This window comes from Kutzneria sp. NPDC051319, assembly GCF_040682195.1.
GTDB lineage: Bacteria > Actinomycetota > Actinomycetes > Mycobacteriales > Pseudonocardiaceae > Kutzneria.
This window is the reverse complement of the sequence record NZ_JBFBAM010000001.1, coordinates 249,524-271,041: the sequence shown is the minus strand read 5'-3', so window position 1 is coordinate 271,041 and position 21,518 is coordinate 249,524. Positions and strand designations below refer to the sequence as shown.

The following is a 21,518-nucleotide window of genomic DNA, read 5'->3' as shown; positions in this document are numbered from 1 at the left end:
ACCGACCCCAACACCCTCACCTGGGTACCGCTCGGTGCCGCAGCACCGGCTGGGGATCCGCAGCCGACGCCGCCGTCCCCGGCTCAGCTCGCCGAGATCGCTCGCAAGCAGTTGCAGTTCCCGGCGCCCGCCATCGCGGCGAGCCCCAGCGGGGAACAGTTGGTGTCGTTGCCGACCTGGCTGTGGTTGTCGGGCGGGTGGAAGACGGTGTCCGCGACGGTCTCTGTTCCCGGTGTGTCGGTGACCGCCACAGCGACGCCGACGTCCGTGACGTGGTCGATGGGTGACGGCAGCACGGTTACGTGCGCTGGCCCCGGTACTCCGTTCGCCGCCAGCAGTAACCCCAAGGCGTCCTCCCCGGACTGTGGTCACACCTACCGGACGTCCTCGGCAAGCCAAACGGGACAAGCGTTCCCAGTGACAGCGACCGTGCACTGGACCGTCACCTGGGCCGGGGCGGGTCAGGGCGGGGTGTTCCCGGACTTGACCACGACCGGCAACGCGGCCTTCCGGGTCGCCGAATCCCAGGCCCTCAACAACGGCGGCTGACCCTCTCTGGGCAGTCCGACATCGACACAACAACAGATACCAGCACCACATCCTCCGCTCGCTGATCACCACCTGGCGACGCGGCGTACTAGCCCCATGCTTGGAGGTACCGGCGTGAGCACCAACATCACCACCCAGCCGGACACGAACCGGCCACTCGGATCGACCAGCAGCCCGTGGGTCACAGGCGGCAAGAAGCCGCCCGCCTCACGGCTGCGCGGCGGCCGACGGCGCAGCATCCCCCATCTGTTGCTGGGCGCGCTGCTCGTGGTGGTGTGCGTCGGCGTGTTTCTGGTGGTGTCGCTGGACTCCGGCAACCGGGAGCCGGTAGTGGCGTTGGCCCGCCCGGTGACGGTCGGGCAGGTGCTGACCGCACAAGATCTCAAGCAGGTCAACGTCGCCGTCGATCCCGGCGTGTCCGTTGTGGACGCAGGCCAAGCCGCCAGCGTGGTCGGCAAGACGATGTCCACGAGCCTGTCCGCCGGTGCGCTGCTGACGCCGGACGCGGTGGGCAACGGCGGTTTCCCCGCGGCGGGGCAGGCGCTTGCGGCGCTGTCGTTGAAGTCCGGACAGTTCCCGCCCGAGGTCGCTCCCGGCTCACACGTGTCGGTGGTGTTCGTACCCGGCCAGACGGGCGCCGCGGTGGCGAGCGTGCCGACGGCGGATCCGTCGTCGGTGTGGCCGGCGGTGGTCACGAGTGTGACCTCGCCGCCCAACCAGCAGATCACGGTGATCTCGGTGCAACTGGGCGAGGCCGCCGCCCGCCAGATCGCAGCGGTGCCGGCAGGGCAGTTGTCCGTGGTGATGGTCTCGGGAGGTGGTCACTGATGTTGGTCGCGGTGTTGTCGGTGAAGGGCTCGCCGGGGGTGACCACGCTCTCCGTCGCGTTGGCCGCGCGGTGGCCAGCGCCGTACCGCCCTCTGCTGGTCGAGGCCGACCCCTCCGGCGGGGACCTGGCCACGCGGTTCTCGCTGGGTGCCGGGCCGGGCTTGGTGAGCCTGGCCGCGGCCGCACGGCGCAGCGCTGATCCGGCGCTGGTATGGCAGCACGCCCAGGGCCTGCCCGGTGGGCTGCCAGTGGTGGCCGCGCCGCCGGACGCCGACCGTGCCCGAGGCGCGTTGTCCGCGCTGACCCAGAATCCCGCCTTCGGGCCGGGTGTTCTGCGCGCGGCGGCGAACCTGCCCAACAGCGTGATGATCGTCGACTGTGGACGGATGGACGCTGGCTCCCCGGCGATGCCGATCGTGCGCGCCGCGGACGCGATGATCCTTCTCACCGGCGCGCACGCGGACGACCTCGCGCACCTGGCGCGCCGGTTGCCCGCGATCGGCCGGTGGTCGGCGCATCCGGTGATGCTGTTGGTCGGCGACGGCTACTCCCCTGCCGATGTCGCCAGCGAGTTGGACGTGCTCCCACTGGGCCGGGTGCCGGACGACCCGCATGGCGCGGCAGTGCTGTGCGGGCGCCCGAGCGCACACTGGCGTCGCAGCGGACCCGTGCACTCGCCGCTGGGCCAGATCGCGCACAAGGTCGCGAAGGTGCTGGTGGCCCAGCAGGCGCCGCCGCCGCAACTGCCGCAGCAGGCCCCGGTCCCGAACCGGCCGACGCCGGTCCTGCACGCGGTGCTTGGTGTGCCGGGCAGCCCGGTGACGGTCAACGGTGTCCGGTCCGCGCCGCTGCCGCCCGGACACCCAGGCGTCACCGACGGCGGTTCACGAGGAGGCGCGGCGTCATGACCTACCCGCCTAACGGCAACGGCTACCCGCGCCCGGTCCCGCTGCGCCCCCACCGGCAGGATCACCCTCGCGGCAGCTGGCCGCCCAACCCGCCAGCAGCGCAGGGCTACCTCGGATCGCCCCCACCGGTGCCTGAGGCGTTCGGGGTGCCGGAGCCGGTCGACACGACGGCGGCCGTCGCGCGGCTGCGCCAACACCTGCGCGACACCCTCGGCACCGAGCTGCCGCAACGGGTCGACGCCCAGCAGCGACGCTCGGGCGCCGCGGTCACTCGCGAGGCGCGGCGTGCGTTGGCGCAGGCGATCCTCGACGACGCGATCGCCGTGCACACCGAACGCGAACTCGACGCCGACCGCCCGCTGGTCGACGGCCCGATCGAGCAGCGAGTGGTCAGCGAGGTCATCAACGAGCTGTTCGGCATGGCCGGACTGCAACCCTTGTTGGACGACCCGACCATCGAGACGATCAACGCCAACCGCTACGACCGCGTCTTCGCCCAGTACAACGACGGCCGCCGCGCCCAGGTCGCCCCGATAGCGGCGTCGAACGAGGAACTGACCGACCTGGTGCGGCTGCTCGCCGCACGTGCGTCCAGTCAGGAGCGCCGGTTCGATCAGGGCTCCCCGGCGGTCAACCTCCAGCTCCCTGGCGGGGAACGGTTGTTCGCGGTGATGGGGTTGACCGCGGGCGGGGTGACCTCGCTGTCGATCCGCCGGCACGGCTACCTCACCGTGACCCTCCCCGAACTGCGGGCGCGCGGCACGATCGACGCCGGGCTGCAGGAATTCCTGCGGGCCTTGGTGCGGGCCAAGAAGAACGTGCTGATCACCGGCGGCACCGGCGCGGGCAAGACCACGCTGCTGCGGGCGTTGGCCGCGGAGATGGACCCGATGGAGCGCATCGTGACCATCGAGGACGCCTTCGAACTCGGCCTGGAACTCGACCCCGACATCCACGCCGACGTGACCGCCTTCCAAGCCCGCGAGGCCAACATCGAAGGCGAGGGCGCCATCTCCCAGTCCGAACTCGTGCGTTGGGGCCTGCGGATGAGCCCGGACCGCGTGATCGTCGGCGAGATCCGCGGTCCCGAAGTGATCCCGATGTGCAACGCGATGTCGCAGGGCAACGACGGCTCGATGGCCACCCTGCACGCCTCCAGCTCCCGCATCGCCTTCACCCGCCTGGCCTCCTACGCCGCCCAAGGCGTCGAACGGCTTCCGTTGGAGGCCACCAACCTGCTGGTCGCCTCCGCTGTGCACTTCGTCGTGCACCTCGCGCGCGGCACCGACCGCACCATCCGTGTGGTGTCCTCGATCCGCGAAGTCGTCGGCGCCGACGGGCCCCAGGTCATCTCCAACGAGATCTACCGACCCGGGCCGGACCGACGCGCTCACCCCGTGGCTGGGGCGCTACGGACCGACACGCTCGACGACCTGGTCGACGCCAGCTTCGACCCCGCCGTGCTGGAAAACCCCGAAGGCTGGTGGGCATCGTGACCGTCACTCTCAACACCGCCCTGGCCGCGCTGCTCGGTCTGGGAGCCGGTACGGGCCTGCTCCTGGTGATCGTCGGCTGGCGGGGCCTCGATCCCGACCGGCCTCGTCGCGTGATGCTCCGCCGCCAGGACGCGCCTCACGATCAGCGCCAGGTCCTGCGGATCGGCCTGGCCGTCGCGATCGGGTTGCTGGCCGGGCTGGCCACTGGCTGGGTTGTCGGCGCCGTGTTGGCCGGCCTGGCCTGCTGGGCGCTACCCCGTGTGCTGGGCCGCGACCCCGAGCACGCCCGCCGGGTCGCCCGCATCGAGGCGGTGGCGACGTGGACGGAGATGCTGCGCGACACGCTGTCGGCCGCCGCCGGTCTGGAGCAGGCGATCCTGGCCACTGCGCCGTTAGCGCCGCCGGCCATCCGCGCCGAGATCACCGAGCTCGCGACCAGGATCGAGAATGGCGACCGCCTCGTTCCCTCCCTGCGCGCCCTGGCCGACCAGCTCGCCGACCCGACCGGGGACCTCGTGATCGCGGCGCTGGTGCTGGCCGCCGAGCAGCAGGCTCGCCAACTCGGCGACCTGCTCGGGTCGCTGGCCCACGCTGCCCGCGAGCAAGCTTCGATGCGGATGCGGGTGGAGGTCGGTCGCGCCCGGACGCGGACGTCGGTGCGGGTGATCGTGGGCACCACGATCGGCTTCGCGGTCGCCGTGGTGCTGCTCAACCGCCCGTACCTGTCGGCCTATGACTCCATAGGCGGTCAGGTCGTGCTGCTGGTCATCGGAGTGCTGTTCTGCCTGGGGTTCGCTTGGCTCGTGAGGATCGCGCGTGTCGCCGAGCCCACCAGGTTCCTCTCGAACCCCGACCTCGCCGTAGGAGATCCCTTGCAGGGTAACGAAAGGCAGGTGGAACACCTGTGATCACCGCACTGGTTCTGGGCGCTGGACTCGGGGTCGGCTTGTGGGCGTTGGCGGTGTGGTTGTTTCCGCCGCGCCCCGCGCTGGGTGTGGTCCTGGCCCGCGCGACTGCGGCGCCGGAGCTGACGCCAATCCTTGCCACCGAGGAAACCGGGTGGGCCGCGAAACTCGGCCGCCCGTTCAGCGCCCCGCTGCGCTCCCTCGGTCTTCCCGGTGAGCGGCTGTCCCGCGACCTCGCGGTCATCGGGCGCCCGGTGTCCACGCATCTGGCGGAGAAGGCGACCCTGGCCATCGCCGGGCTGCTCGCGCCGGTGCTGCTGCAACTGCTGCTCACCGTGGCCGACCTGTCGCTGGGAATCGAGTTCCCGATCCTCGCCGGGCTCGTACTGGCCGTGGCCGGGTTCGTTCTGCCCGACCTGCAGGCCCGGTCGGACGCGGCAAAGCTGCGGACAGGGTTCCGCCACGCCCTGTCCGCCTACCTGGACCTGGTGTGGATCACCCTGGCCGGGGGCGCCGGCGTCGACAGCGCGTTGAACGACTCGGTGGCCATCGGCCGTGGGTGGGCGTTCGAGCAGATCCGTCGGGCTCTGGACACCGCACGGCTGACCCGCACGACGCCGTGGGCGGCGCTGCGGCAGCTCGGCGAGGAACTCGACGTCACCGAACTCGCCGAGCTGGCCGCCTCGGTCAGCCTGGCCGGCACCGAGGGCGCCAAGGTCCGCACCTCCCTGGCGGCCAAGGCCGGGGCGCTGCGCACGCACCAGATCACCGACGCCGAAGGCGACGCCGCCGCCGCCACCGAACGCATGTCGCTGCCGGTGATGCTGCTGTTCCTCGGCTTCTTGGCGTTCATCGCGTACCCGGCACTCACCCAAGTCCTGGCCGGACTCTGACGGATTCGTTGAGTCGAGGCACGGAGGGAAGAACCACAGGAGGGAAACGGAATGCACCACTACTGGATGGCAGTGTGGACGGTGTTCAAGGCGCGGTGGGAGCTGGTGCGCCGTGAGCCCGAGGCCGGGTACTCGACAGAGACGGTCCTGGTGACCGCGCTGCTGGTCGTGGCCGCGTTGGCGATCATCGCGATCATCGTCGCGAAGGTGACCGCCAAGGCCAACGGCATCAACCTGTAAAGCCATGACCGGCACCATGCCGTCCCCACAACCGCGACGACACCCTCTGCCACGGCAGCGGGCAGACGGCCGCGCGGGTGGGGCGAGGCGGGTTCAGCGGACGCTGCGGGGTGATTGTGGCTCGGTCAGCGTGGAGTTGGTGATCGCGACGCCGCTGTTGTTGTTCATGTTGCTGGCGATCGTCCAGGTCGCGCTGTGGTCGCACGCCACGCACATCGCACAAGCCGCTGCCTCGCAAGGGCTTGCCATGGCGCGAGCCCAGGACGGGACCGCGGCCGCGGGCAGCGCCAGCGCGCAGCAGATGCTCGACCAACTCGATTCCGGGCCGCTGACCGGCACCAGCGTGAACGCCGATCGCAGCGCGACGGCGGCGTCGGTACGGATCTCGGGCACCGCGACCTCGGTCGTGCCGTTCCTGCACCTGCCGGTACACGCCGAGGCTGTCGGCCCGGTCGAGAGGTTCGTTCCCGACGTAGGCGGAGGTGGGTGATTCCCGTGGTAGCAAGCAAAATATCAGCAGCACCCGTGCGCGTCACCTGCCCACCACACGGCCTGACACGGCCACAGGGACGTCGGCGGCGTGGCTGGCGCGGGTGGGCGGCCTGGTGGCGTGCAGACCGGGGCTCGGTCGCGGCGGAAGTCACGCTGATCGCCCCGTTCCTGATCATGCTGCTGGTGTTCGTCGCTGTCGTGATCCACCGCGGTGTCGACGCTCGATTGCGGCTGGATGACGCCGCGCACGAGGCCGCCCGCGCGGCCAGCATTCAACGAACCGCGCCGACTGCGATCGCGGCGGCGCAGTCCACCGCGGCCAGCGCGCTGTCCTCGGCCGGAGTGAGCTGCGAGTCGCTGGCCGTGGACACCACCACCGGCGGGATGCGGCCGGGCGGCGCGGTGTCGGTCACCGTGTCGTGCACCGTGAGCTTCAGCGACGCCCTGATCCTCGGCGTCCCCGGCCAGAAACAGCTCTCCGCCACCGCCGTCGAGCCGCTCGACACCTGGCGCTCGGTCGCAGTCAACACTGGGGGCGGATCGTGACCCGCCAGGGCCGCCATGCCCGCGCGAACTGGTGGACATGCCGCGCGCGGTGGTGGGCGCGGCGCAGGTCGTGGTGGCGGGCGGACGAGGGCCGGGTGACCGAGTTCGTCGTGGTGCTCACCATCGGCATCCTCGCCCTGGCCGGGCTCACCCTCGACGGCGGCCTCGCGCTCGCCGCGAAGGTTCAGGCCAACGGCCAGGCCCAGGCCGCCGCCCGCGCCGGCGCCCAGGCCATCGACCTGACCGCCTACCGCGCCACCGGCACCCTTCAACTCGTGCCCGCCCAAGCCGTCGCCGACGCCCAGAGCTACCTGGCCGGCGTCGGCGCGTCGGGCACGGTAACGGTGTCCGGGGACACCGTCACCGTCGCGGTGACCGCCGTCGAGCACACCCAACTGTTGGGCCTGGTCGGCATTTCCAGCTTGACCGTGCACGGTCAGGGAAGCGCTCATCCGCAGCGCGGTGTGGTGAACATCGAGCCATGACCGCACTCGTCGCCCGCACCCAGTGCAGCACATCACCGGAAGGACCGCAGGATGGCTACTGCTGAAGAGATCGAACGCCGTGTCGAGCAGGCCGATACCGCCCGCAGCGCGAAGAGGGCTGCGGCGGCACAGCAGGTCGGCGCGCTCGCGCAGCGCCGGGCCGCCATTGCCGAGCAACTGGCCGACATCGAAGAACAACTCGGTGCCGTGCTTGCCTCCGTCAGCGACGTCATGGACATCGACGAGTTGGCCACATTCACCGATGTCCCTGCCGCTGACCTCACCCGATGGCTCACGGCCCGCAAACCGAATCGCGGCAAGCGTAAGCGGCCCGCCGCGAGCGCGGAGAGCGACACGAACCGAGGACCGTCCACAGCGAAGACACCGACGGCCCGCCCGACATCCACACGCACCGAGCCCGCGCCCACTCGCACCGACAGCGCGCAGACTCCACTGCGGGTCCCGGCGGAGGTGGCGTGAGGTCGCCCTACCGTGCTTGGGCAGGCCGCGCCACGTCAGTCCACGGCCACCCCGCCCGCGCACCCGGCACCTCTCGCCGGTGGTGAACATCGGGCATAGATCCTGTACTGCCAAGGAATCGAGTTAGCCGTGACCGCAACCTCACATCGATCCCGCCAGCAAACCGCACGGCAACCGGGTCCAGGCCGTCGCGCCTGGCGGCTGGTGGCCGGAACCGTCCGGTTGCTCGGCAGGCTCCTGCGGGGCCTGATCGCCGCCGTCGTGCTGGCCGCGCTCGTCGTCGGGTTGCCGTGGGCGCTGGTGCACTACGTCGGATGGCCGCTGCCGCACCACGTCCCGACTGGGTCGGAGCTGCAAGGGTTCCTGCTCGCCCCGATGAGCGTCACGTTCCTGCTGGATTTTCTGGCCTGTGCCTGCTGGATCGTGTGGTTCTTCTTCACTCTCGACGTGCTGCGCTGCACGGTCGGGGTCGTGCGCGGCGCGCGGTGGCCGGACCTGTCGGGCGCCGGCCCGATGCACACCCTCGCGGGCGTGCTGGTCGGCGCGGTCCTGCTCTCGGTGCTGGGCAACCGTCCCGCACCGCCGCCGAGCGGCCCGCTGTCGGCCGCGTTGGGCACGGGGTCGCCGGTCGTCGCGACCGCGCCAGCGTGGCAGAATCCCGCGTCGCCGAGCACAGTCGTCGTGCGGCAGGCGGTGTTCACGACCCCGTTCGCCGACAGCGCCATCACCGACGCAGGCACGCCACCGGTATCGCATCCGGTGTCGGTGATCGTGCGCGCCCCGGAGAACGGCGTGCACGACTCGCTGTGGCGGATCGCGCAACGCACCCTCGGCGACGGCGCGCGCTGGCCGGAAATCTGGCACGCCAACGAGGGCAAGCCACAACCCGGCGGCCGGACCTTCACCCAACCCAGCCTGATCTACCCCGGGGAGGAACTCGACCTTCCCGCCACCGCGTCCGCGCCGCCCAGCGCGCCGCCAGTGGGCATGCCAGCGCCGGCTCCCGCTCCCACGTCCCCGCCTCCGGCATCCCCGCCTCCGGCCATCTCAGCGCCGACCACGACGCCGCCGACCGCGAGCTCTGCACCGGCGCCGGCGGCGCCGACGACCGACGCCGGCTCGCCAGTGTCGTCGGCGCGGGAACCGGGCTTCCGCTGGGGGCCGGACCTGTTCGTCGGCCTCGGGTTGGCCGCCGCGATCAGCGCCGCGTTGGCCATCGCCCGGCGCCGCTACCGCAGCAGGTATCGGCCCGGCAGCGGCGACCGCGACGATTTCCCCGTCGCGCCGGTGGTCTACCAGCTGCGGCTGGCGCACCTGCGCGCCGAACGCGACGACGAGATCGAACTCGACGAGGACGACGCGGACGACGTGCCGCCCACGCGCGGCGGTGTTCTGCCGCTGCGGGTGATCGGCGCGCCCGAGAACGGCTCCGACGACGACCCCGCAGTGGCTCCTCGGCTGGGGGTGCGCGACGGCCGGGAGATCGCGCTGAACCTCGCGGTCGCCCGCGGGCTCGGGCTCGTCGGCGCCGGTGCCCCGGCGGCGGCCCGCGTGCTGCTGGTCACCGCGCTGAGCAGCACCGGTCACCGGGCGGGCTCGGCCGCACCGAAGATCATCGTCCCGGCCGACGACCTCGTGCCGCTGCTCGGGCGCGGCACGGCCCACACGAGGATGCCGGCGTCGCTGCGGGTAGCCGACAGCCTGCAGGACGCGTTAGACGCGCTCGAGGCCGAGATCCTGGTACGCGCAGGCACCCCCACCACCCCCGGGGACGAGCCCCGGTCCTGGCCGCCGATGGTGCTGGCCGCCACCGTGCCTCAGCACCAGCGGTCGCGGCTGCAAGCGGTCCTGGACAACGGCTCGCTCTTCGGGATCACCGGGCTGCTGCTGGGCCAGTGGCAGCCCGGCGTCACCTGCTATGTCCGCGCTGACGGCACCGTGTCTGCGACCAGTCCCGGCCTGGGCCAGGCGCTGCGCGGCAGCCTCATGTTCCGTCTCGGCGAGGGCGACACCGCCGCGCTGCTGGTCCTGCTGGGCCAGGCCGACCCCGAGCCACCTGCCCAGGATGAGGAGCACGCCGCGCCACGACCGCGCCTCGCGCCACCCGTCCCCCAGTCCGGCGCCGTGCCCCCGGCCGTCGAACCTGTGCCGGTGACTAACATCGGCGGCGCGCGGCCGGTGCGTGACACCGACCTGGAGATCACCGCCGTGAGGCAGGCGCCGGTGGTGTCCGACACCGAGCTGGAGATCCTCGGCCTGTATGCCGTGTCCGCGCCCGGCGTCAGGCTCCGGCCCAGCCGGCCCCTCCGTCGGTCCGGCGCAACCGCCGCGCCCCAGGCCACTGCTGCATCACAGGCCACCATTGACGAGCCCGACCAACCAGCCGGCAAGGCCGTGGGTGCGCCGTCCGCGGTGGGCAAGGCCGCCGACGCCGAAGCACGGGCCGCGGCGCCGGTGCGCGTCGCTGTGCTCGGCGCCCCACGGGTGTTCTGGCGGCCCGAGGCCGACACGGCCGACGCGCGGGAGGTCACGAACGCGTTCCAGCGCCGCACCCGTGAGCTGCTGGTGTTTCTGGCCGTGCACCCCGACGGCGCCAGCCGCGAGGCCCTGGTGGCGGCGTTGTGGCCGGACGCGGTGTCGGACAACGCGACCAACGCGATGAACACCGCCCTGTCGCGGCTTCGCCGGTCGGTGAGCGTGGCCACCGGCGGCGCGCTGTCGGACATCGTCGTGGTGGGAGGGGACCGCTACCGATTGGATCCGGCGGTCGTGGACGTGGACTTCTGGCGCTTCGACGCCGCCCTGGCCGCCCGCCGGGCCGCCACCAGCGACCAGCAACGGGTGGACGCATATCGGGCGATCGTGGACAGCTACTGCGGCCCGCTCGCCGACGGGATGAGCACGGAGTGGATCGAGACCGCCCGGGAGGGGATCCGCCGCGACGCCATCGACGCCGTGGCCAGGCTGGCGCGCGCCCTGGTCGCCGACGACCCGCAGCAGACCCTCGATTTGTTGGAGATCGCCCGAGCGTTCGACCCGCACAACGAAGCCCTCTACCGCGACATCATGCGGCTGCAGGAACGCCTCGGACTGTTCGACGCCATCCCCCGCACACTGACCCTGCTGACCACCCGGCTGGCCGAGGTCGACAACCGGCCCAGCGAGCACGCGATCGGCTTGGCCGCCCGGCTGCGGCACCGCCACGACGGCGTCCGCGTCGCCCAGCGCGGTTCAGCGGCGACCGTGGTGCCGCCGGGGCCGGATGAGTGAGCGGCGTGGTCGCCGCGTGGGTCCGGCCGTGCCGTCCCCGGCCGGGCGGCGGCGGTCGGAATCGGCTAATCTTCGTCCTCGTCGTCGAGGTCGGCGATTCCGAGTGTGCCCTCGTCACCGTCAGGTCGGCGCCGGTTCTCCTGTGCTCGCGCGATGAGTGCCACGTGCTGCTCCACCCAGGCGATGGCGGGTTCGGTGAGTTGCAAGAATTCGAGCCCGTCTTGCGTCAACGAATAGAACACTTCGGGCGGGAAAGTCTCCGTACGGCGCGTCCGCGCCACAAGACCGTCTTGGGTCAGCTTTTTCGCCGTCCGCGCGAGGATGCTATCGTGCAGGACATCGTGTTTGTCCGACCATTCTTTGCCGATGGAATACGAGTTGATTGTGGAGAGAATCTCGACTCGCCGCATCGGGCCACCCGAGAGCGCGACCAGGATGGCCAGTGCCCACTTGTCTCCGACGAGGTACTTGAGATCGTACAAACGCCGAAGGAACCTCTCGACCCCCACCGTCATTGCGCCTCCCGGTGTGCACCGGCTCGACCCCCGTCGCGCCGTCCGTTCCACCGTCCGGCAGCGCTCCCTCGGATGCCGGACGAGCAGTCGCGCCTGCTCAGCACGACCATGCCGCGATCCCGCGCCTCTGCACGCTCACGGCGGAGCCCTCCACGTTACGCCGAACGGCGGAAACCGCCCAGCGTATTCCTACTCAGACCGACTCAATGCCAGCTGTCACTTAGGGTAGTCAATTTAGAGATCGACTGAACGTAGAGTAACTTCCATTGGGGGTTCATACGGGGGATCACGATGGGGTTCATACGGGGGATCACGTTAGAGGACCACCCCCTGCTGCCCGCGAAGACGCAGGTCACCGACCCCACAGGGGGATCCGCTGGTATCCCAGACTCGCTTGTCCACAAGCCGGCAAACACATCGGGGCGGCCTGGTTGGCTAGCGATCTATGATTCCAATTCACCTTACCCTTGTTTTTTCTCTCACCTTGTCCACCCACGCCTTTCCTCCTTCTATCATTCAGTTCTTCTTCAGTTCTCAGCACATCCCCGCCCCCGCGGTTGCCTCGTCTTCATGCTCAGCGGCCCGGACGCCGGCCTGCGGCCGAATCGAATGGCGGCTTTCCATTCGCCGACAATGACGGCGACGCGCCGACACGAAAAGAGTCTTGAAAATGGGCGGTGTTTTGTATTGCATGCGGCGCGCGGCAGAGTCATAATTGAATTGTCGCCGGGGGAACCGGAAACCACACCGAATACCACGCCCGGCGCGAGCTATGTCCAACGAATGGGAGCCGATCATGTGCTACGCCAACACCGACACGAACGACGACGGAACGGTCACCGCGTTTTGCTACTGCGGATGGTCGGACGAATTCGCCACTCAGGAATTGGCCGACGCCGCCGCCGAAGAACACGTGAATCTGCCCGACGACCTCGACAAGTACGACGACGACGACGACGCGCCCGCCACTGCCTGACCACCCGCACACAAGATCGGAAAGGACGCCGCGCGATGACCACGCCAACCATGCCGACGACGACCGCCCCGGCGGCATCCGGCACGACCACCGCCCCGGCGGGCGGGCGGTTGCCCAACGGCGAACTCCGCCGACAGGTCGCGGAAGTCCTCGCCAACCGGGCGGGCACGGAACTCACCCCGCGCGATATTTCCGCCGCGCTCGCCGGGCGGTCGTCCGGCGCGATCGGCAACGCGCTCAAAGCGTTGACCGGCGGGGGCTACGCCGAACAGACCTCGACCACACCGGTCCGCTACCGGTCGACCCCGACCACCGCCGACGCCGCCGCCGCGCCCGTGGCGGTCCCGTCCGGCACGCCCCGCCGCCGCACACCCCGCCCGACACCGCCGACCGCGACCACCGCGCCGACCCCGCCCGCTTCGCCAACGGTCGCCCCGGTGACCGGTCCGGTCACCCGCCCCAACGGGCAGCTCTACCACCCGCGCACGCTGTCGGGGGTGCCGGACGTGACCGCGCTGCACAAGCTGCGGGACGCCGGGGTCGCCGCCCTGATGTACGGGCCACCCGGAACCGGGAAGACATCGGTGATCGAGGCCGCGTTCGGCGACCTGATCACGATCCAGGGCGACGGGGACACCACGGTCGCCGACATCGTGGGCGAGTACACCCAAACCCCGGACGGGAAGTTCGTGTTCGTGCACGGCCCACTGGTCCGCGCGATGCGCGAAGGCCGCACGTTGTTCATCGACGACGCCACCCTCATACCGCCCAGCGTGCTCGCCGTCGTCTACCCCGCAATGGACGGCCGCCGCCAAATCATGATCAAAGCCAACGGCGGCGAAACCGTCGACGCCGCACCGGGTTTCTACGTGGTGGCCGGACACAACCCCGGCGTGCACGGCGCGGTGCTGTCGGATGCGTTGGCGTCCCGGTTTTCCGTGCAGATCCAGGTGTCCACCGACTACGACCTCGCGACGCAACTCAAGATCGACAAGCGCGCCGTTGCGGTGGCACGCAATCTCGCCACCCGACAGGCACACGGCGAGATCCGGTGGGCACCGCAACTGCGGGAACTGTTGGCGTTCCAAAAGATCGCCGACGTGTTGGGCGTCGACGCCGCCGCCGGGAACCTGATCGGCACCGCCCCGGAAGAGGACCGCGACATCGTGGCCACCGCCGTACGCGCCGCCTTCGGCAAAACCGTTGCCCCGCTGGCACTTGGTGCCCGCATCTAGCCACCGCCCGCCCGCGCGACAGTCGCGAAAGGACCGAACGCCATGACCGCGCACACGATCACCGACCCCACCGCCACCGGTTCGGCCGTGTTCCCCGCCGCCCCCGGATGGGACGCGCTGTCGGCCGCGCTGACCGCCGAGGTCCCCGTGATCGCCGACCGCGACGACCTGCTGGTCACGATCGCGCCCGGTGCCGGACATGGTGCCCCGGCGTGCTTCCTGCCCGCCACAGCCATGATCGAAGTCGACGGTGCCCACATGACGGCCGACCCCGCCACCGCCCGCCCGCACCTGATCAGTGACCGCACCCGCTACGCCCCGATGTGGGGCGCGCTGACCCACGAATGCGCGCACAGCAAACACACCCGGTGGCACGCCGCCGTGCCCGACGACGCCGACCCCGCCACGGTGGACGCCGCGCTGCTGCTGGAAGAGCCCCGCATCGAACACGCGCACATCCGCCGTCGCCCCGACGACCGGCACTGGTTGCGCGCGTGCGTGAAGACCATCGTCACGGGCGGGCTGGCACTGGACGACCCCGACTTCGCCCCGAAGATGACCCCGCGCGACGCCGCGCACACCGCCGCCCTGTTTTTGGGGCGCACCGACGGCGGCATCCTCACCCGCGCCGAAACCGCCCCCGTCGCCCGTGCGGTGGAAACCGTGCTCGGCGAGGAGAAACTCGCCCAACTACGGGCGGTGTGGCGCGCGGCCTTCGCGGTGGCCGACGACGACACCGACGCCATGCTCGACCTCGGCCGCCGCTGGTGCGAGATCATCGGACCCGACCCCGACACCACCCCGCCGCACCTGTCCGACCCCGCCGCCGAACCGTCCGGCACCCCCTCGCCGTTGGCGGACGCGATCAGCGCGACGTTCGGCAAGATCGCGCGGGCGGTCGCACGGACGAAATTGCCCGCCGACCCCGCCGAGATCGCCGCCCGCAAGAAGGCCGCCGACGACACGGCCCGCGCGAGGGCCGACAAGGCCGCCGAGAACGTGTTCGACCCCCTTCCCGGTCTTTTCCCCGACGGCCGCACCGAAACAACCGGCACCCGCCCGCCGACCACGGCCGAACGCACCGCCGCACGGGTGCTGTCGCGCGCCCTGTCCACCGCCGGGGTCCGAGAACGGGTCGCCACGAAGACGACCTCGCCGATCCCACCCGGACGGCTACGGATGCGCGGCGTGCTCGCACGCGACGCGCAACGCGCCGCCGGAGCGATCCCCACCGCGCGACCGTTCACCCGCACCACCCGCACCCCGGTGCCGACCCCGCCGCTACGGCTGGGCATCGCGTGCGACGTGTCCGGCTCGATGGGCAGCTTCGCCGCTCCGGTCGCGTCGACAGCGTGGATCATGGCCAACGCCGCCGCGCAAACCCCGGTCCCCGCCGACACCGCCACCGTGATCTTCGGACACCACGTCCGCCCGATCACCCGCCCCGGCACCACCCCGAAGGCCGTGACCGAGTTCGCCGCGCGGGACGGCTGGGAGGCCATCGACACCGCGATCGACGCCCTCGACGGCGCGCTGGGCCTGTCCCAACCGGGTGCCGCGCGGCTACTGGTGATCGTGTCCGACGGCCACGTGCCCGACGTGTTGCGGCACAACGCCCAACGGTTGGTCGACCGGTTGCGCGCCACCGGATGCGCCGTGCTGTGGCTCGCCCCGCACGGCTACAGCGAACCGCTGGCCGGGGCGACCGTGCACGTGATGAGCGACCCCACCACCACCGCGCAGGCCATCGGCCGCGCCGCCACCGCCGCCCTACGCGCCGCCACCCGCTAAACCCGCCCGGTCGGGGGCGGCGTGCCTGCCCCCGACCGACCACCACCCAACCGACACACCAGAGGTGATCACCATGAACGACAACACCATCGCGGGCGACCTGATCGCCGCTCTCACCGAGTACGACCCCGCCGCGCCCGTCAGGATCGCCACCGAGTCCGCCGAATCCATGGACCACACCATCGGCCTTGTCGTGCGCACCCCCGGCGACCCGGACAGCGACTGCGGTCTGCCCAACGAGTTGCCCGTGGTGCGCATCGGCACGGGTGAGGTGTACTGCTGCCTTCCCGACGGTGCCGCCCACGCCCTCGGGTGGTCTCGATGAACACGACCGCACCCGGACTCGTTGGGCTCGCCGACCATGCCGTGCGCGCCGCGCGCGCCCATCGCGCTGCCGACCCCGACGGATTCCACCGCCGTCACCACAACCCCGAGGCGTGGAACCGGTGGGCACGCCGCGCCCGTGTCGCGCGCACGATCGCCACGGCCCTGCAGCTTCCCGTCGACGCCGTGCTCGTCACCGACGACCCGCACCGCATCTACCACACCCCCACCGGACCGGTTCCCGGCGACCTGATCACCGTCACCGACCCGTTAGCCGGACGCGCGTGGCGGTTCATCCCCGACCACGCCACTCCCGGCGACGGGTGGCTGCTGCTGGACTGCTGCCCGGACTGCGCGGCCGAGATCCCCGCCACCCGTATCGCCACCCTCGCCGACCTCGGCGAGCACCTCGACACCGACGGCATCGAGCCCACCGACGAGGCCCGTGACGAGTGCCTCCACCACCAGGGCTGCGCGTTCGCCATGCCCACCACCACAACACCAGGAGATCAGCCATGACACCGAACACCGTGCCCGAGACCGAGTTCGTCATCCGCCGCTTCACCGAAGACGACTGCGAGGTGACCACGGTCGTGATCGACCCCGCCGACGCCCAACAAACCCTCTACGGCACCGTCACCCACAACGGAAGGCTCATCGGCAGCTACCACTGCACGGACCTCGTGCGGCAACAAGGCTGGCGCATCGTCACCGCCTCCGGCGAGTACCTCAGCCTGGACGGTGTGGAGCTGCGCCCACCGTGGGAAGGCGACGCCGTCTGGGTGCTGACCCGCATCCTCACCGGACACGACCAGGACGAGATCGACCGGCAGCTCCGCGCCGGAACCCGCCCGCCACAGCGGTGAACCGGCCACCACCACCCGCCCGAGCTGACCAACCACCGACGATCCAAGTTCGTTGCCCGCCGGACCACCGTCCGGCGGGCAACCCGCCCCAAACGCCGAAAGGGCTTGCCATGACCGCCACGATCACCCCACGGGACGAGACCGCCGCCGTCACCACGAACGGCTACCGCTACGACCGCGTCGTCGAGACCGCCGGGCGCATTGTCCGCGCCCGCGTCCTGCGCGCCCGCTACTACAACGAAAGCCTTGCGGTCGCCGAGGTGCTCACCGAGCACCTGACCTGGACCCGCATCGCCGACGACGACCCGGTCAACTGGTGGCACTCAACACGAACCCCGAGCCCGCGCGTCGACCCCGCCGCCGTGCTCGGTCCGGTGGCCGACCAGCTCCTACGTCGCGCCGCCACGATCCTCGCCCCGGTATCGACAACGCCCACGCTCTCGCCCCACGTCCTCGACGCCGTCGGCGCGCTGGTGGCCACCACCTACCGCTACGACGGCGAACAGCGCATCACTCCGGACGACATGGCGTGGGCGACCACCCACGGCGGCCGGTTGCACGTCATCGAGCACGACGACGGCAGCGTCACCTTCACCAAAGCCCACCGCGACCAATGCCCGTTCATCACCAGCTCGGCCACCCAGGACTGCGACGGCGAGTGCGACGTCGAGGACCCCGCCGACGCACAACGGCGGCTGGGCCGGTGAGCACCAACGCCGACTTCTACGACGGGCGCGGACCGTCGGCGGTGTGGCTCGGGTCGCTCCAAGGCAACGCCGACCCGGAAACCGTGCGGACCGTCGCGTGTGGATGGTTGCTGTTGAACGCGACCGACCCGTTCACCTACGCCGACGCCGTCACCGACCTGCTCGACGTCTGGGCCGACGAGGACCTCAGGCACGGCCACCACCCGCGCGACGGCTGGCCGTGGTTGTGGCCGGGCAGCACCGAGACCGACTGGGTGTTCACCTTCGACCACGGTCGGGTGCGGATCACCACCGGACGGGCGTGGCATGCCCGCAGATCGGCTATCGCGGACTACGAATCGGACCATCCCGAAGGAGGTCTCGATGAGCGACGACGCTGACCAGCCAACACACGTCGACCTTGGGCAACACAGCGAGCGGTGCCGGGAGTGCGACGCGGCCGTCGGCGAGGCGCACGACAACGCGTGCTGGACGGCCCGATGCTTGGTCACCGGACTCAATCGAACGGGCTGCACGGCCGACCACGACTGCGGCCAAGACCTGTGGACCGGCTGGTGGCCTGGACAACTCGAGTGCGAACAGCTCGGCTGGATGCTTCGTCCCGGTGTTCCCGACCTCAACCGCCTCTACACCGAAGCCGTGTGGGACCGCGACCGCTGCCTCTGGGTCAAACCCACCTGACCCACGCCTATCCCTGCCGTGGCAAGAATCCCGCGACCGCGCCCCCTCGATGGGGGGCGCTGGTCGGCCTTCTCCTTCAATAGCCGCCTCGCACCAAACCCGAAGTATCGGCCAAGTCCAATGACAAGCACCGACTTCTGGGCATCTGACCAGACGTCAGCAAGCGCGAGAACAAACACGAGTGGAGCACACATGAACGACAGCAGCGCTCGGGACGGCAGAGACAAGGTCTTTCGGATCCTCGACTTCGAAGAGACGTGTCGGGACTGCGGGGTCACCGTCGGACAGGAGCACTTGACTCTGGCCGACCAGTACGACGGCTGTGACGTCGCGATCTGTCTTGTGACGGGAAGACAACGGCTCGAGTGCGGCCCTGACCGCGACCATGACTGCGGTCGGGAGAAGTGGACCGGTTGGACGCCGGGCCTGCTGGACTGCGAACGCCTCGGTTGGATGATCGGCCCGGGTTTGCCCGACCTCGTCCGTCTCTACACCGAGGCGGTGTGGGACTCCGAGACGTGCCGGTGGGAGAAGCGCGCTTGACTCAGCTTGCCCACCGGTCTGTCAACTCCGGAAAGCAGCATCCCCTCGCGGAGCGGATGCGGCCCGAACCCGGTCGCCCGCCGGGCTTGCCGATCCACAAGGCCATCGGCCCGAGGGGCGCCGCGAAAGAGACCCAAGGACTCGACCCAATGCATTCCCCGCCCGCGCGCCCGCCCGTCGGGTGCTCCTACATTCCCCGCAAATAGATCGCGACCGAGTTCACCAGACCTCTCGGCGCCAGGAACCGAATCGTGGGCCTTGCCACGCCAGCACACATCGCCGCCTCGCCAGCGGCCGGTCCACGACAGCCGAGGGAATGACACCTGGAGCATTGCTCGTCCTCGGCGCCCGCGGCCCCAACGCGGCGAGTCGCGAAAGGCGGCTGGCGAGACAAGCGTGCTCTCACCCACCGCGGCGAGGTCGCCCTCGCCGTGGCCGGCGCCGCGGAGCTCGTGCTCGGCCGGCGCTGGCCGCTCGCTGACCTCAACCGGACCGCGATCCACAAGCTCACCCTCGGCCTGCTGGTGCCTGGCCCCGCACCGAACCTCTACGAGCTGCCCGAGGGCGCGCCGTTCGCCTTCGAGCGCATCACAGTCGCCTTCGACTTTCTCGTCGACGCCGACCGCTACGCCGAGGGCAACAACCCCGAACGCGGCCACGAAATGCTGGCCTCGGCCGCCTCCGTCGCAGCGCAGGCCGTAACCGCTCACCGCATACACCAACCCTACCCGTGGCCACCGCGCTGACCACCTGGAAAGGAAAGGCTTCGTCATGGGCTTCACCGGATCACTCATCCTCGCCCGCACCCTGGTGCCGCTGAGCGAGCTGGACCCACTGGTCGGGCAGGAAGTCGAGCTCGTCGGTCACCGCGATGACCAATGGCAGCTCGCCGCCGTCGACGGGCACGCCCCCGACACGCCCGGCTGGGCCGCCGCGCTGGTGGACACCACCACCGCGCCGGTGCTGATCGCGGTCGTGGACGACAGCGATTCCGCGCTGCTGCTGGCCGCCAGCCCCGGCGGCCACGGCTGGATCACGGTGCTCAACGCCCCGGCGGGCAGCGCGGGCCGGGCGGCGATGGCCGACACCCGGGCGATGACGGCGATCGCCGAGCAGGCCGTCGCCTGGGCCGTTGAGGCCGGACACACCAGCGACACCGAGGCCGTGCTGGACGCGTTGTGTGCGGCCGATCGCGACAACCGCGCCGCCGACACAGCGTTCAGCGAGGCCCTTGACGCAGGCGATCTCGCGGCAGCCGATGAGGTTGTGCGCCGCCAGATCTCTTTCATCGAGGTGTACGTGTTGCGGGTGCTGGCCGTGCTCGGGCTGGCCGTGCCGGTTCCGGAGGGCTCCTGGTGGGCACATCTGGCCAGCCAAGCCCACCACGGCTGTTCCGGTAGCCCCGACACCGCACTTGACGCCGCCGCCCGTTCCCCGGCCGCCGGACGTCGTTCTCCGGATGGGCGGACGTGAATGTGGTTACGCCCCGGCGGTGATCCCGTCGGGGCGCAACCACATCGGCCATGCCGGGGCGGTTCAGTGCGCGGGCGGGGCGGCAGCCTCCTGCTGCGCCGGGGCGAGCCCGAACCGCCTCGGCTTGTCCTGGGTCTTGACCGCCACGCCGTCGGCGACCAGCTTGTCCAGCGCGTTGCTCACCGCGCCGCTGGACTTCCCGCCCAGGGCCTTGGCGATCGCGGTGGGACTGACCTGCTCGCTGGGGTGGTCGCGCAGCCAGTCCTCGACCATCCCGCGCAGCGCGCCGGGTGCCAGCCGCTCTGACGTCCCGTCCTTCCCGCCGTCGCTGGCCACCGCCGTGGCGTCGGTCGCCGTCGCGCTGTCACCGGGTTCGGTCTCCTCGATGTGGCCGGGGGCGGGGTCGGCCGGGTCGCTCTTCTCGGGCTCGGCGTCCGCAGGCGTCGTGTCTTGCGTCGTCTCCTCCGCGACACCGGCGGGTGCGGCGTCGACCGGTGCGCTGAGGTTGTCCTCGACGGGGGTGGCGTCGGCGATGTCGGCCGGGTCCGGGTCTGCGGGCGCGGTGATCGGCTCGTCCGGCGCGGCATCGGACAGGGCGGTGTCGGCCGGGGCAGTGTTCTGCACCGTGGGCTCGTCGGCGGGCGCGCCGTCGGTCTCGGTGCCGGTGCCGTTGATGGCGGCGTCAGGGCCGGTCACGGTCTCGGTGTCGGTCTCCGCGATCATCCAGATATCGGCTGCACGTCGCCCGCCGACAGCGATTCCGGGGGTGCGGGTGACGCTGCCCTCGCCCGCCCAGCGGGCGAGGATCTTCCCGGCGGTGGACTTCCCGATCACCGCTACGGCGGCCAAGTCAGTGGTGGTGCTGTTCGGCATGGCGTGCAAAGCCGCCCACAGCTTGTCCTCGGCGTCGGTCCGCTGGGAGTGCGTCGTCGTTTGGCCGGGCACCGACCGTAGGGCCCGGTCCGGTGCGCCGGTCGTGTCGGTGGCGCGGGCGGTGTCGGTTCGGTTCGTGTTGGACATGACAATCCCTCAATTCGCGAGCGGTGATCGGGTGGTGGTCATGCCCCGGCCGGAGCGGGTGTGGCCCCCGGTGCGCTCCCGGTGTGTTCGGGCTACACGACTATGGACGCTTCCTTCGGCCGGTGAAGTCAAGCGGTTCGACAAACAAGACGCTTGTCTCGTGTAGACGGTGGTGTGTTGCTGGGAATCGTTGCGCCACAAGGGTCTACCTCGTGCGGCACGGACATCAAACGTTGACAAACCCGGGGCAACGAAGCGTCCATACACGTCGACAACCGTGAAACATCAAGGGGCG

27 protein-coding genes are annotated in these 21,518 nt (G+C 70.8%); 24 read left to right on the top strand and 3 right to left on the bottom strand.

What is annotated here, in order from left to right; all coding sequences use genetic code 11:
• Positions 1–83: 83 nt before the first annotated feature.
• Positions 84–296 (bottom strand): hypothetical protein, encoded by a 213-nt coding sequence (locus tag AB0M73_RS01305; protein WP_363885440.1) that lies wholly within the window; start codon positions 294–296, stop codon positions 84–86.
• 121 nt (positions 297–417) lie between these two features.
• Between AB0M73_RS01305 and AB0M73_RS01300 the strand changes: the two genes are divergently transcribed.
• The 12 genes from AB0M73_RS01300 (at position 418) to AB0M73_RS01245 (ending at position 11,092) form a co-directional block, all read left to right on the top strand.
• On the top strand, positions 418–549 hold the full coding sequence (locus tag AB0M73_RS01300; protein WP_363885438.1) for a hypothetical protein: 132 nt from the start codon (positions 418–420) through the stop codon (positions 547–549).
• Positions 550–663: 114 nt separating this feature from the next.
• A complete protein-coding gene (locus AB0M73_RS01295) occupies positions 664–1,377 on the top strand; it encodes an SAF domain-containing protein (protein WP_363885436.1) in 714 nt (237 codons plus the stop codon).
• The gene (locus AB0M73_RS01290; RefSeq protein WP_363885434.1) at positions 1,377–2,285 is read left to right on the top strand and encodes a chromosome partitioning protein; all 909 of its coding nucleotides are present in this window, start codon (positions 1,377–1,379) and stop codon (positions 2,283–2,285) included. The genes AB0M73_RS01295 and AB0M73_RS01290 overlap by 1 nt, the downstream gene beginning before the upstream one ends.
• Positions 2,282–3,781, top strand: a complete 1,500-nt coding sequence (locus AB0M73_RS01285; RefSeq protein ID WP_363885432.1) for an ATPase, T2SS/T4P/T4SS family — start codon at positions 2,282–2,284, stop codon at positions 3,779–3,781. Before AB0M73_RS01290 ends, AB0M73_RS01285 begins: the two co-directional genes overlap by 4 nt.
• A complete protein-coding gene (locus AB0M73_RS01280) occupies positions 3,766–4,689 on the top strand; it encodes a type II secretion system F family protein (protein WP_363885683.1) in 924 nt (307 codons plus the stop codon). Before AB0M73_RS01285 ends, AB0M73_RS01280 begins: the two co-directional genes overlap by 16 nt.
• Positions 4,686–5,579 (top strand): type II secretion system F family protein, encoded by an 894-nt coding sequence (locus AB0M73_RS01275; RefSeq protein ID WP_363885430.1) that lies wholly within the window; start codon positions 4,686–4,688, stop codon positions 5,577–5,579. The genes AB0M73_RS01280 and AB0M73_RS01275 overlap by 4 nt, the downstream gene beginning before the upstream one ends.
• A gap of 51 nt (positions 5,580–5,630) precedes the next feature.
• A complete protein-coding gene (locus AB0M73_RS01270) occupies positions 5,631–5,819 on the top strand; it encodes a hypothetical protein (protein ID WP_363885428.1) in 189 nt (62 codons plus the stop codon).
• 130 nt (positions 5,820–5,949) lie between these two features.
• On the top strand, positions 5,950–6,309 hold the full coding sequence (locus AB0M73_RS01265) for a TadE family protein (RefSeq protein WP_363885426.1): 360 nt from the start codon (positions 5,950–5,952) through the stop codon (positions 6,307–6,309).
• Between the two features lie 62 nt (positions 6,310–6,371).
• On the top strand, positions 6,372–6,857 hold the full coding sequence (locus AB0M73_RS01260) for a TadE/TadG family type IV pilus assembly protein (protein ID WP_363885681.1): 486 nt from the start codon (positions 6,372–6,374) through the stop codon (positions 6,855–6,857).
• 95 nt (positions 6,858–6,952) lie between these two features.
• A complete protein-coding gene (locus tag AB0M73_RS01255) occupies positions 6,953–7,342 on the top strand; it encodes a hypothetical protein (protein ID WP_363885424.1) in 390 nt (129 codons plus the stop codon).
• 51 nt (positions 7,343–7,393) lie between these two features.
• Complete coding sequence (locus tag AB0M73_RS01250) at positions 7,394–7,822, top strand: hypothetical protein (RefSeq protein WP_363885422.1); 429 nt, start codon at positions 7,394–7,396, stop codon at positions 7,820–7,822.
• Positions 7,823–8,026: 204 nt separating this feature from the next.
• Complete coding sequence (locus AB0M73_RS01245; RefSeq protein ID WP_363885421.1) at positions 8,027–11,092, top strand: BTAD domain-containing putative transcriptional regulator; 3,066 nt, start codon at positions 8,027–8,029, stop codon at positions 11,090–11,092.
• A gap of 65 nt (positions 11,093–11,157) precedes the next feature.
• Here the strand turns inward: AB0M73_RS01245 and AB0M73_RS01240 are convergent, their stop codons facing one another.
• On the bottom strand, positions 11,158–11,607 hold the full coding sequence (locus tag AB0M73_RS01240; RefSeq protein WP_363885419.1) for a winged helix-turn-helix transcriptional regulator: 450 nt from the start codon (positions 11,605–11,607) through the stop codon (positions 11,158–11,160).
• A 772-nt stretch (positions 11,608–12,379) separates the two neighbouring features.
• Here AB0M73_RS01240 and AB0M73_RS01235 point away from each other — a divergent pair.
• From AB0M73_RS01235 to AB0M73_RS01180, 12 genes are all read left to right on the top strand, one after another.
• Entirely contained in the window at positions 12,380–12,583 is a 204-nt protein-coding gene (locus AB0M73_RS01235; protein ID WP_363885418.1) for a hypothetical protein, read from the top strand.
• Between the two features lie 35 nt (positions 12,584–12,618).
• Complete coding sequence (locus AB0M73_RS01230; protein ID WP_363885417.1) at positions 12,619–13,818, top strand: AAA family ATPase; 1,200 nt, start codon at positions 12,619–12,621, stop codon at positions 13,816–13,818.
• 42 nt (positions 13,819–13,860) lie between these two features.
• Entirely contained in the window at positions 13,861–15,609 is a 1,749-nt protein-coding gene (locus AB0M73_RS01225) for a vWA domain-containing protein (RefSeq protein WP_363885415.1), read from the top strand.
• Between the two features lie 73 nt (positions 15,610–15,682).
• Positions 15,683–15,934, top strand: a complete 252-nt coding sequence (locus AB0M73_RS01220) for a hypothetical protein (RefSeq protein WP_363885413.1) — start codon at positions 15,683–15,685, stop codon at positions 15,932–15,934.
• Positions 15,931–16,452: a hypothetical protein gene (locus AB0M73_RS01215; protein ID WP_363885411.1), complete on the top strand. Its 522-nt coding sequence runs from the start codon at positions 15,931–15,933 to the stop codon at positions 16,450–16,452. Before AB0M73_RS01220 ends, AB0M73_RS01215 begins: the two co-directional genes overlap by 4 nt.
• Entirely contained in the window at positions 16,449–16,799 is a 351-nt protein-coding gene (locus tag AB0M73_RS01210; RefSeq protein ID WP_363885409.1) for a hypothetical protein, read from the top strand. The genes AB0M73_RS01215 and AB0M73_RS01210 overlap by 4 nt, the downstream gene beginning before the upstream one ends.
• A 110-nt stretch (positions 16,800–16,909) precedes the next feature.
• On the top strand, positions 16,910–17,506 hold the full coding sequence (locus AB0M73_RS01205; RefSeq protein WP_363885408.1) for a hypothetical protein: 597 nt from the start codon (positions 16,910–16,912) through the stop codon (positions 17,504–17,506).
• A complete protein-coding gene (locus tag AB0M73_RS01200) occupies positions 17,503–17,886 on the top strand; it encodes a hypothetical protein (RefSeq protein WP_363885406.1) in 384 nt (127 codons plus the stop codon). Before AB0M73_RS01205 ends, AB0M73_RS01200 begins: the two co-directional genes overlap by 4 nt.
• Positions 17,870–18,187 carry a hypothetical protein gene (locus tag AB0M73_RS01195; protein ID WP_363885404.1) on the top strand — a complete coding sequence of 106 codons (318 nt, stop codon included), beginning with the start codon at positions 17,870–17,872 and terminating at the stop codon, positions 18,185–18,187. The genes AB0M73_RS01200 and AB0M73_RS01195 overlap by 17 nt, the downstream gene beginning before the upstream one ends.
• Before the next feature lie 192 nt (positions 18,188–18,379).
• Positions 18,380–18,730 (top strand): hypothetical protein, encoded by a 351-nt coding sequence (locus tag AB0M73_RS01190; protein WP_363885403.1) that lies wholly within the window; start codon positions 18,380–18,382, stop codon positions 18,728–18,730.
• Positions 18,731–19,161: 431 nt separating this feature from the next.
• The gene (locus tag AB0M73_RS01185; protein ID WP_363885401.1) at positions 19,162–19,476 is read left to right on the top strand and encodes a hypothetical protein; all 315 of its coding nucleotides are present in this window, start codon (positions 19,162–19,164) and stop codon (positions 19,474–19,476) included.
• Positions 19,477–19,501: 25 nt separating this feature from the next.
• Positions 19,502–20,203: a hypothetical protein gene (locus tag AB0M73_RS01180; RefSeq protein WP_363885399.1), complete on the top strand. Its 702-nt coding sequence runs from the start codon at positions 19,502–19,504 to the stop codon at positions 20,201–20,203.
• A gap of 63 nt (positions 20,204–20,266) precedes the next feature.
• Here the strand turns inward: AB0M73_RS01180 and AB0M73_RS01175 are convergent, their stop codons facing one another.
• Positions 20,267–21,223, bottom strand: a complete 957-nt coding sequence (locus AB0M73_RS01175) for a MarR family transcriptional regulator (protein WP_363885398.1) — start codon at positions 21,221–21,223, stop codon at positions 20,267–20,269.
• Between the last annotated feature and the right edge of the window lie 295 nt (positions 21,224–21,518).

Bases quoted from the DNA above. Each gene is read 5' to 3' on its own strand.
- AB0M73_RS01290 (WP_363885434.1), top strand. From the start codon at position 1,377: ATGTTGGTCGCGGTGTTGTCGGTGAAGGGCTCGCCGGGGGTGACCACG.
- AB0M73_RS01285 (WP_363885432.1), top strand. From the start codon at position 2,282: ATGACCTACCCGCCTAACGGCAACGGCTACCCGCGCCCGGTCCCGCTG.
- AB0M73_RS01270 (WP_363885428.1), top strand. From the start codon at position 5,631: ATGCACCACTACTGGATGGCAGTGTGGACGGTGTTCAAGGCGCGGTGG.
- AB0M73_RS01250 (WP_363885422.1), top strand. From the start codon at position 7,394: ATGGCTACTGCTGAAGAGATCGAACGCCGTGTCGAGCAGGCCGATACC.
- AB0M73_RS01240 (WP_363885419.1), bottom strand. From the start codon at position 11,607: ATGACGGTGGGGGTCGAGAGGTTCCTTCGGCGTTTGTACGATCTCAAG.
- AB0M73_RS01235 (WP_363885418.1), top strand. From the start codon at position 12,380: ATGTCCAACGAATGGGAGCCGATCATGTGCTACGCCAACACCGACACG.
- AB0M73_RS01230 (WP_363885417.1), top strand. From the start codon at position 12,619: ATGACCACGCCAACCATGCCGACGACGACCGCCCCGGCGGCATCCGGC.
- AB0M73_RS01225 (WP_363885415.1), top strand. From the start codon at position 13,861: ATGACCGCGCACACGATCACCGACCCCACCGCCACCGGTTCGGCCGTG.
- AB0M73_RS01220 (WP_363885413.1), top strand. From the start codon at position 15,683: ATGAACGACAACACCATCGCGGGCGACCTGATCGCCGCTCTCACCGAG.
- AB0M73_RS01215 (WP_363885411.1), top strand. From the start codon at position 15,931: ATGAACACGACCGCACCCGGACTCGTTGGGCTCGCCGACCATGCCGTG.
- AB0M73_RS01210 (WP_363885409.1), top strand. From the start codon at position 16,449: ATGACACCGAACACCGTGCCCGAGACCGAGTTCGTCATCCGCCGCTTC.
- AB0M73_RS01205 (WP_363885408.1), top strand. From the start codon at position 16,910: ATGACCGCCACGATCACCCCACGGGACGAGACCGCCGCCGTCACCACG.
- AB0M73_RS01195 (WP_363885404.1), top strand. From the start codon at position 17,870: ATGAGCGACGACGCTGACCAGCCAACACACGTCGACCTTGGGCAACAC.
- AB0M73_RS01190 (WP_363885403.1), top strand. From the start codon at position 18,380: ATGAACGACAGCAGCGCTCGGGACGGCAGAGACAAGGTCTTTCGGATC.
- AB0M73_RS01180 (WP_363885399.1), top strand. From the start codon at position 19,502: ATGGGCTTCACCGGATCACTCATCCTCGCCCGCACCCTGGTGCCGCTG.
- AB0M73_RS01175 (WP_363885398.1), bottom strand. From the start codon at position 21,223: ATGTCCAACACGAACCGAACCGACACCGCCCGCGCCACCGACACGACC.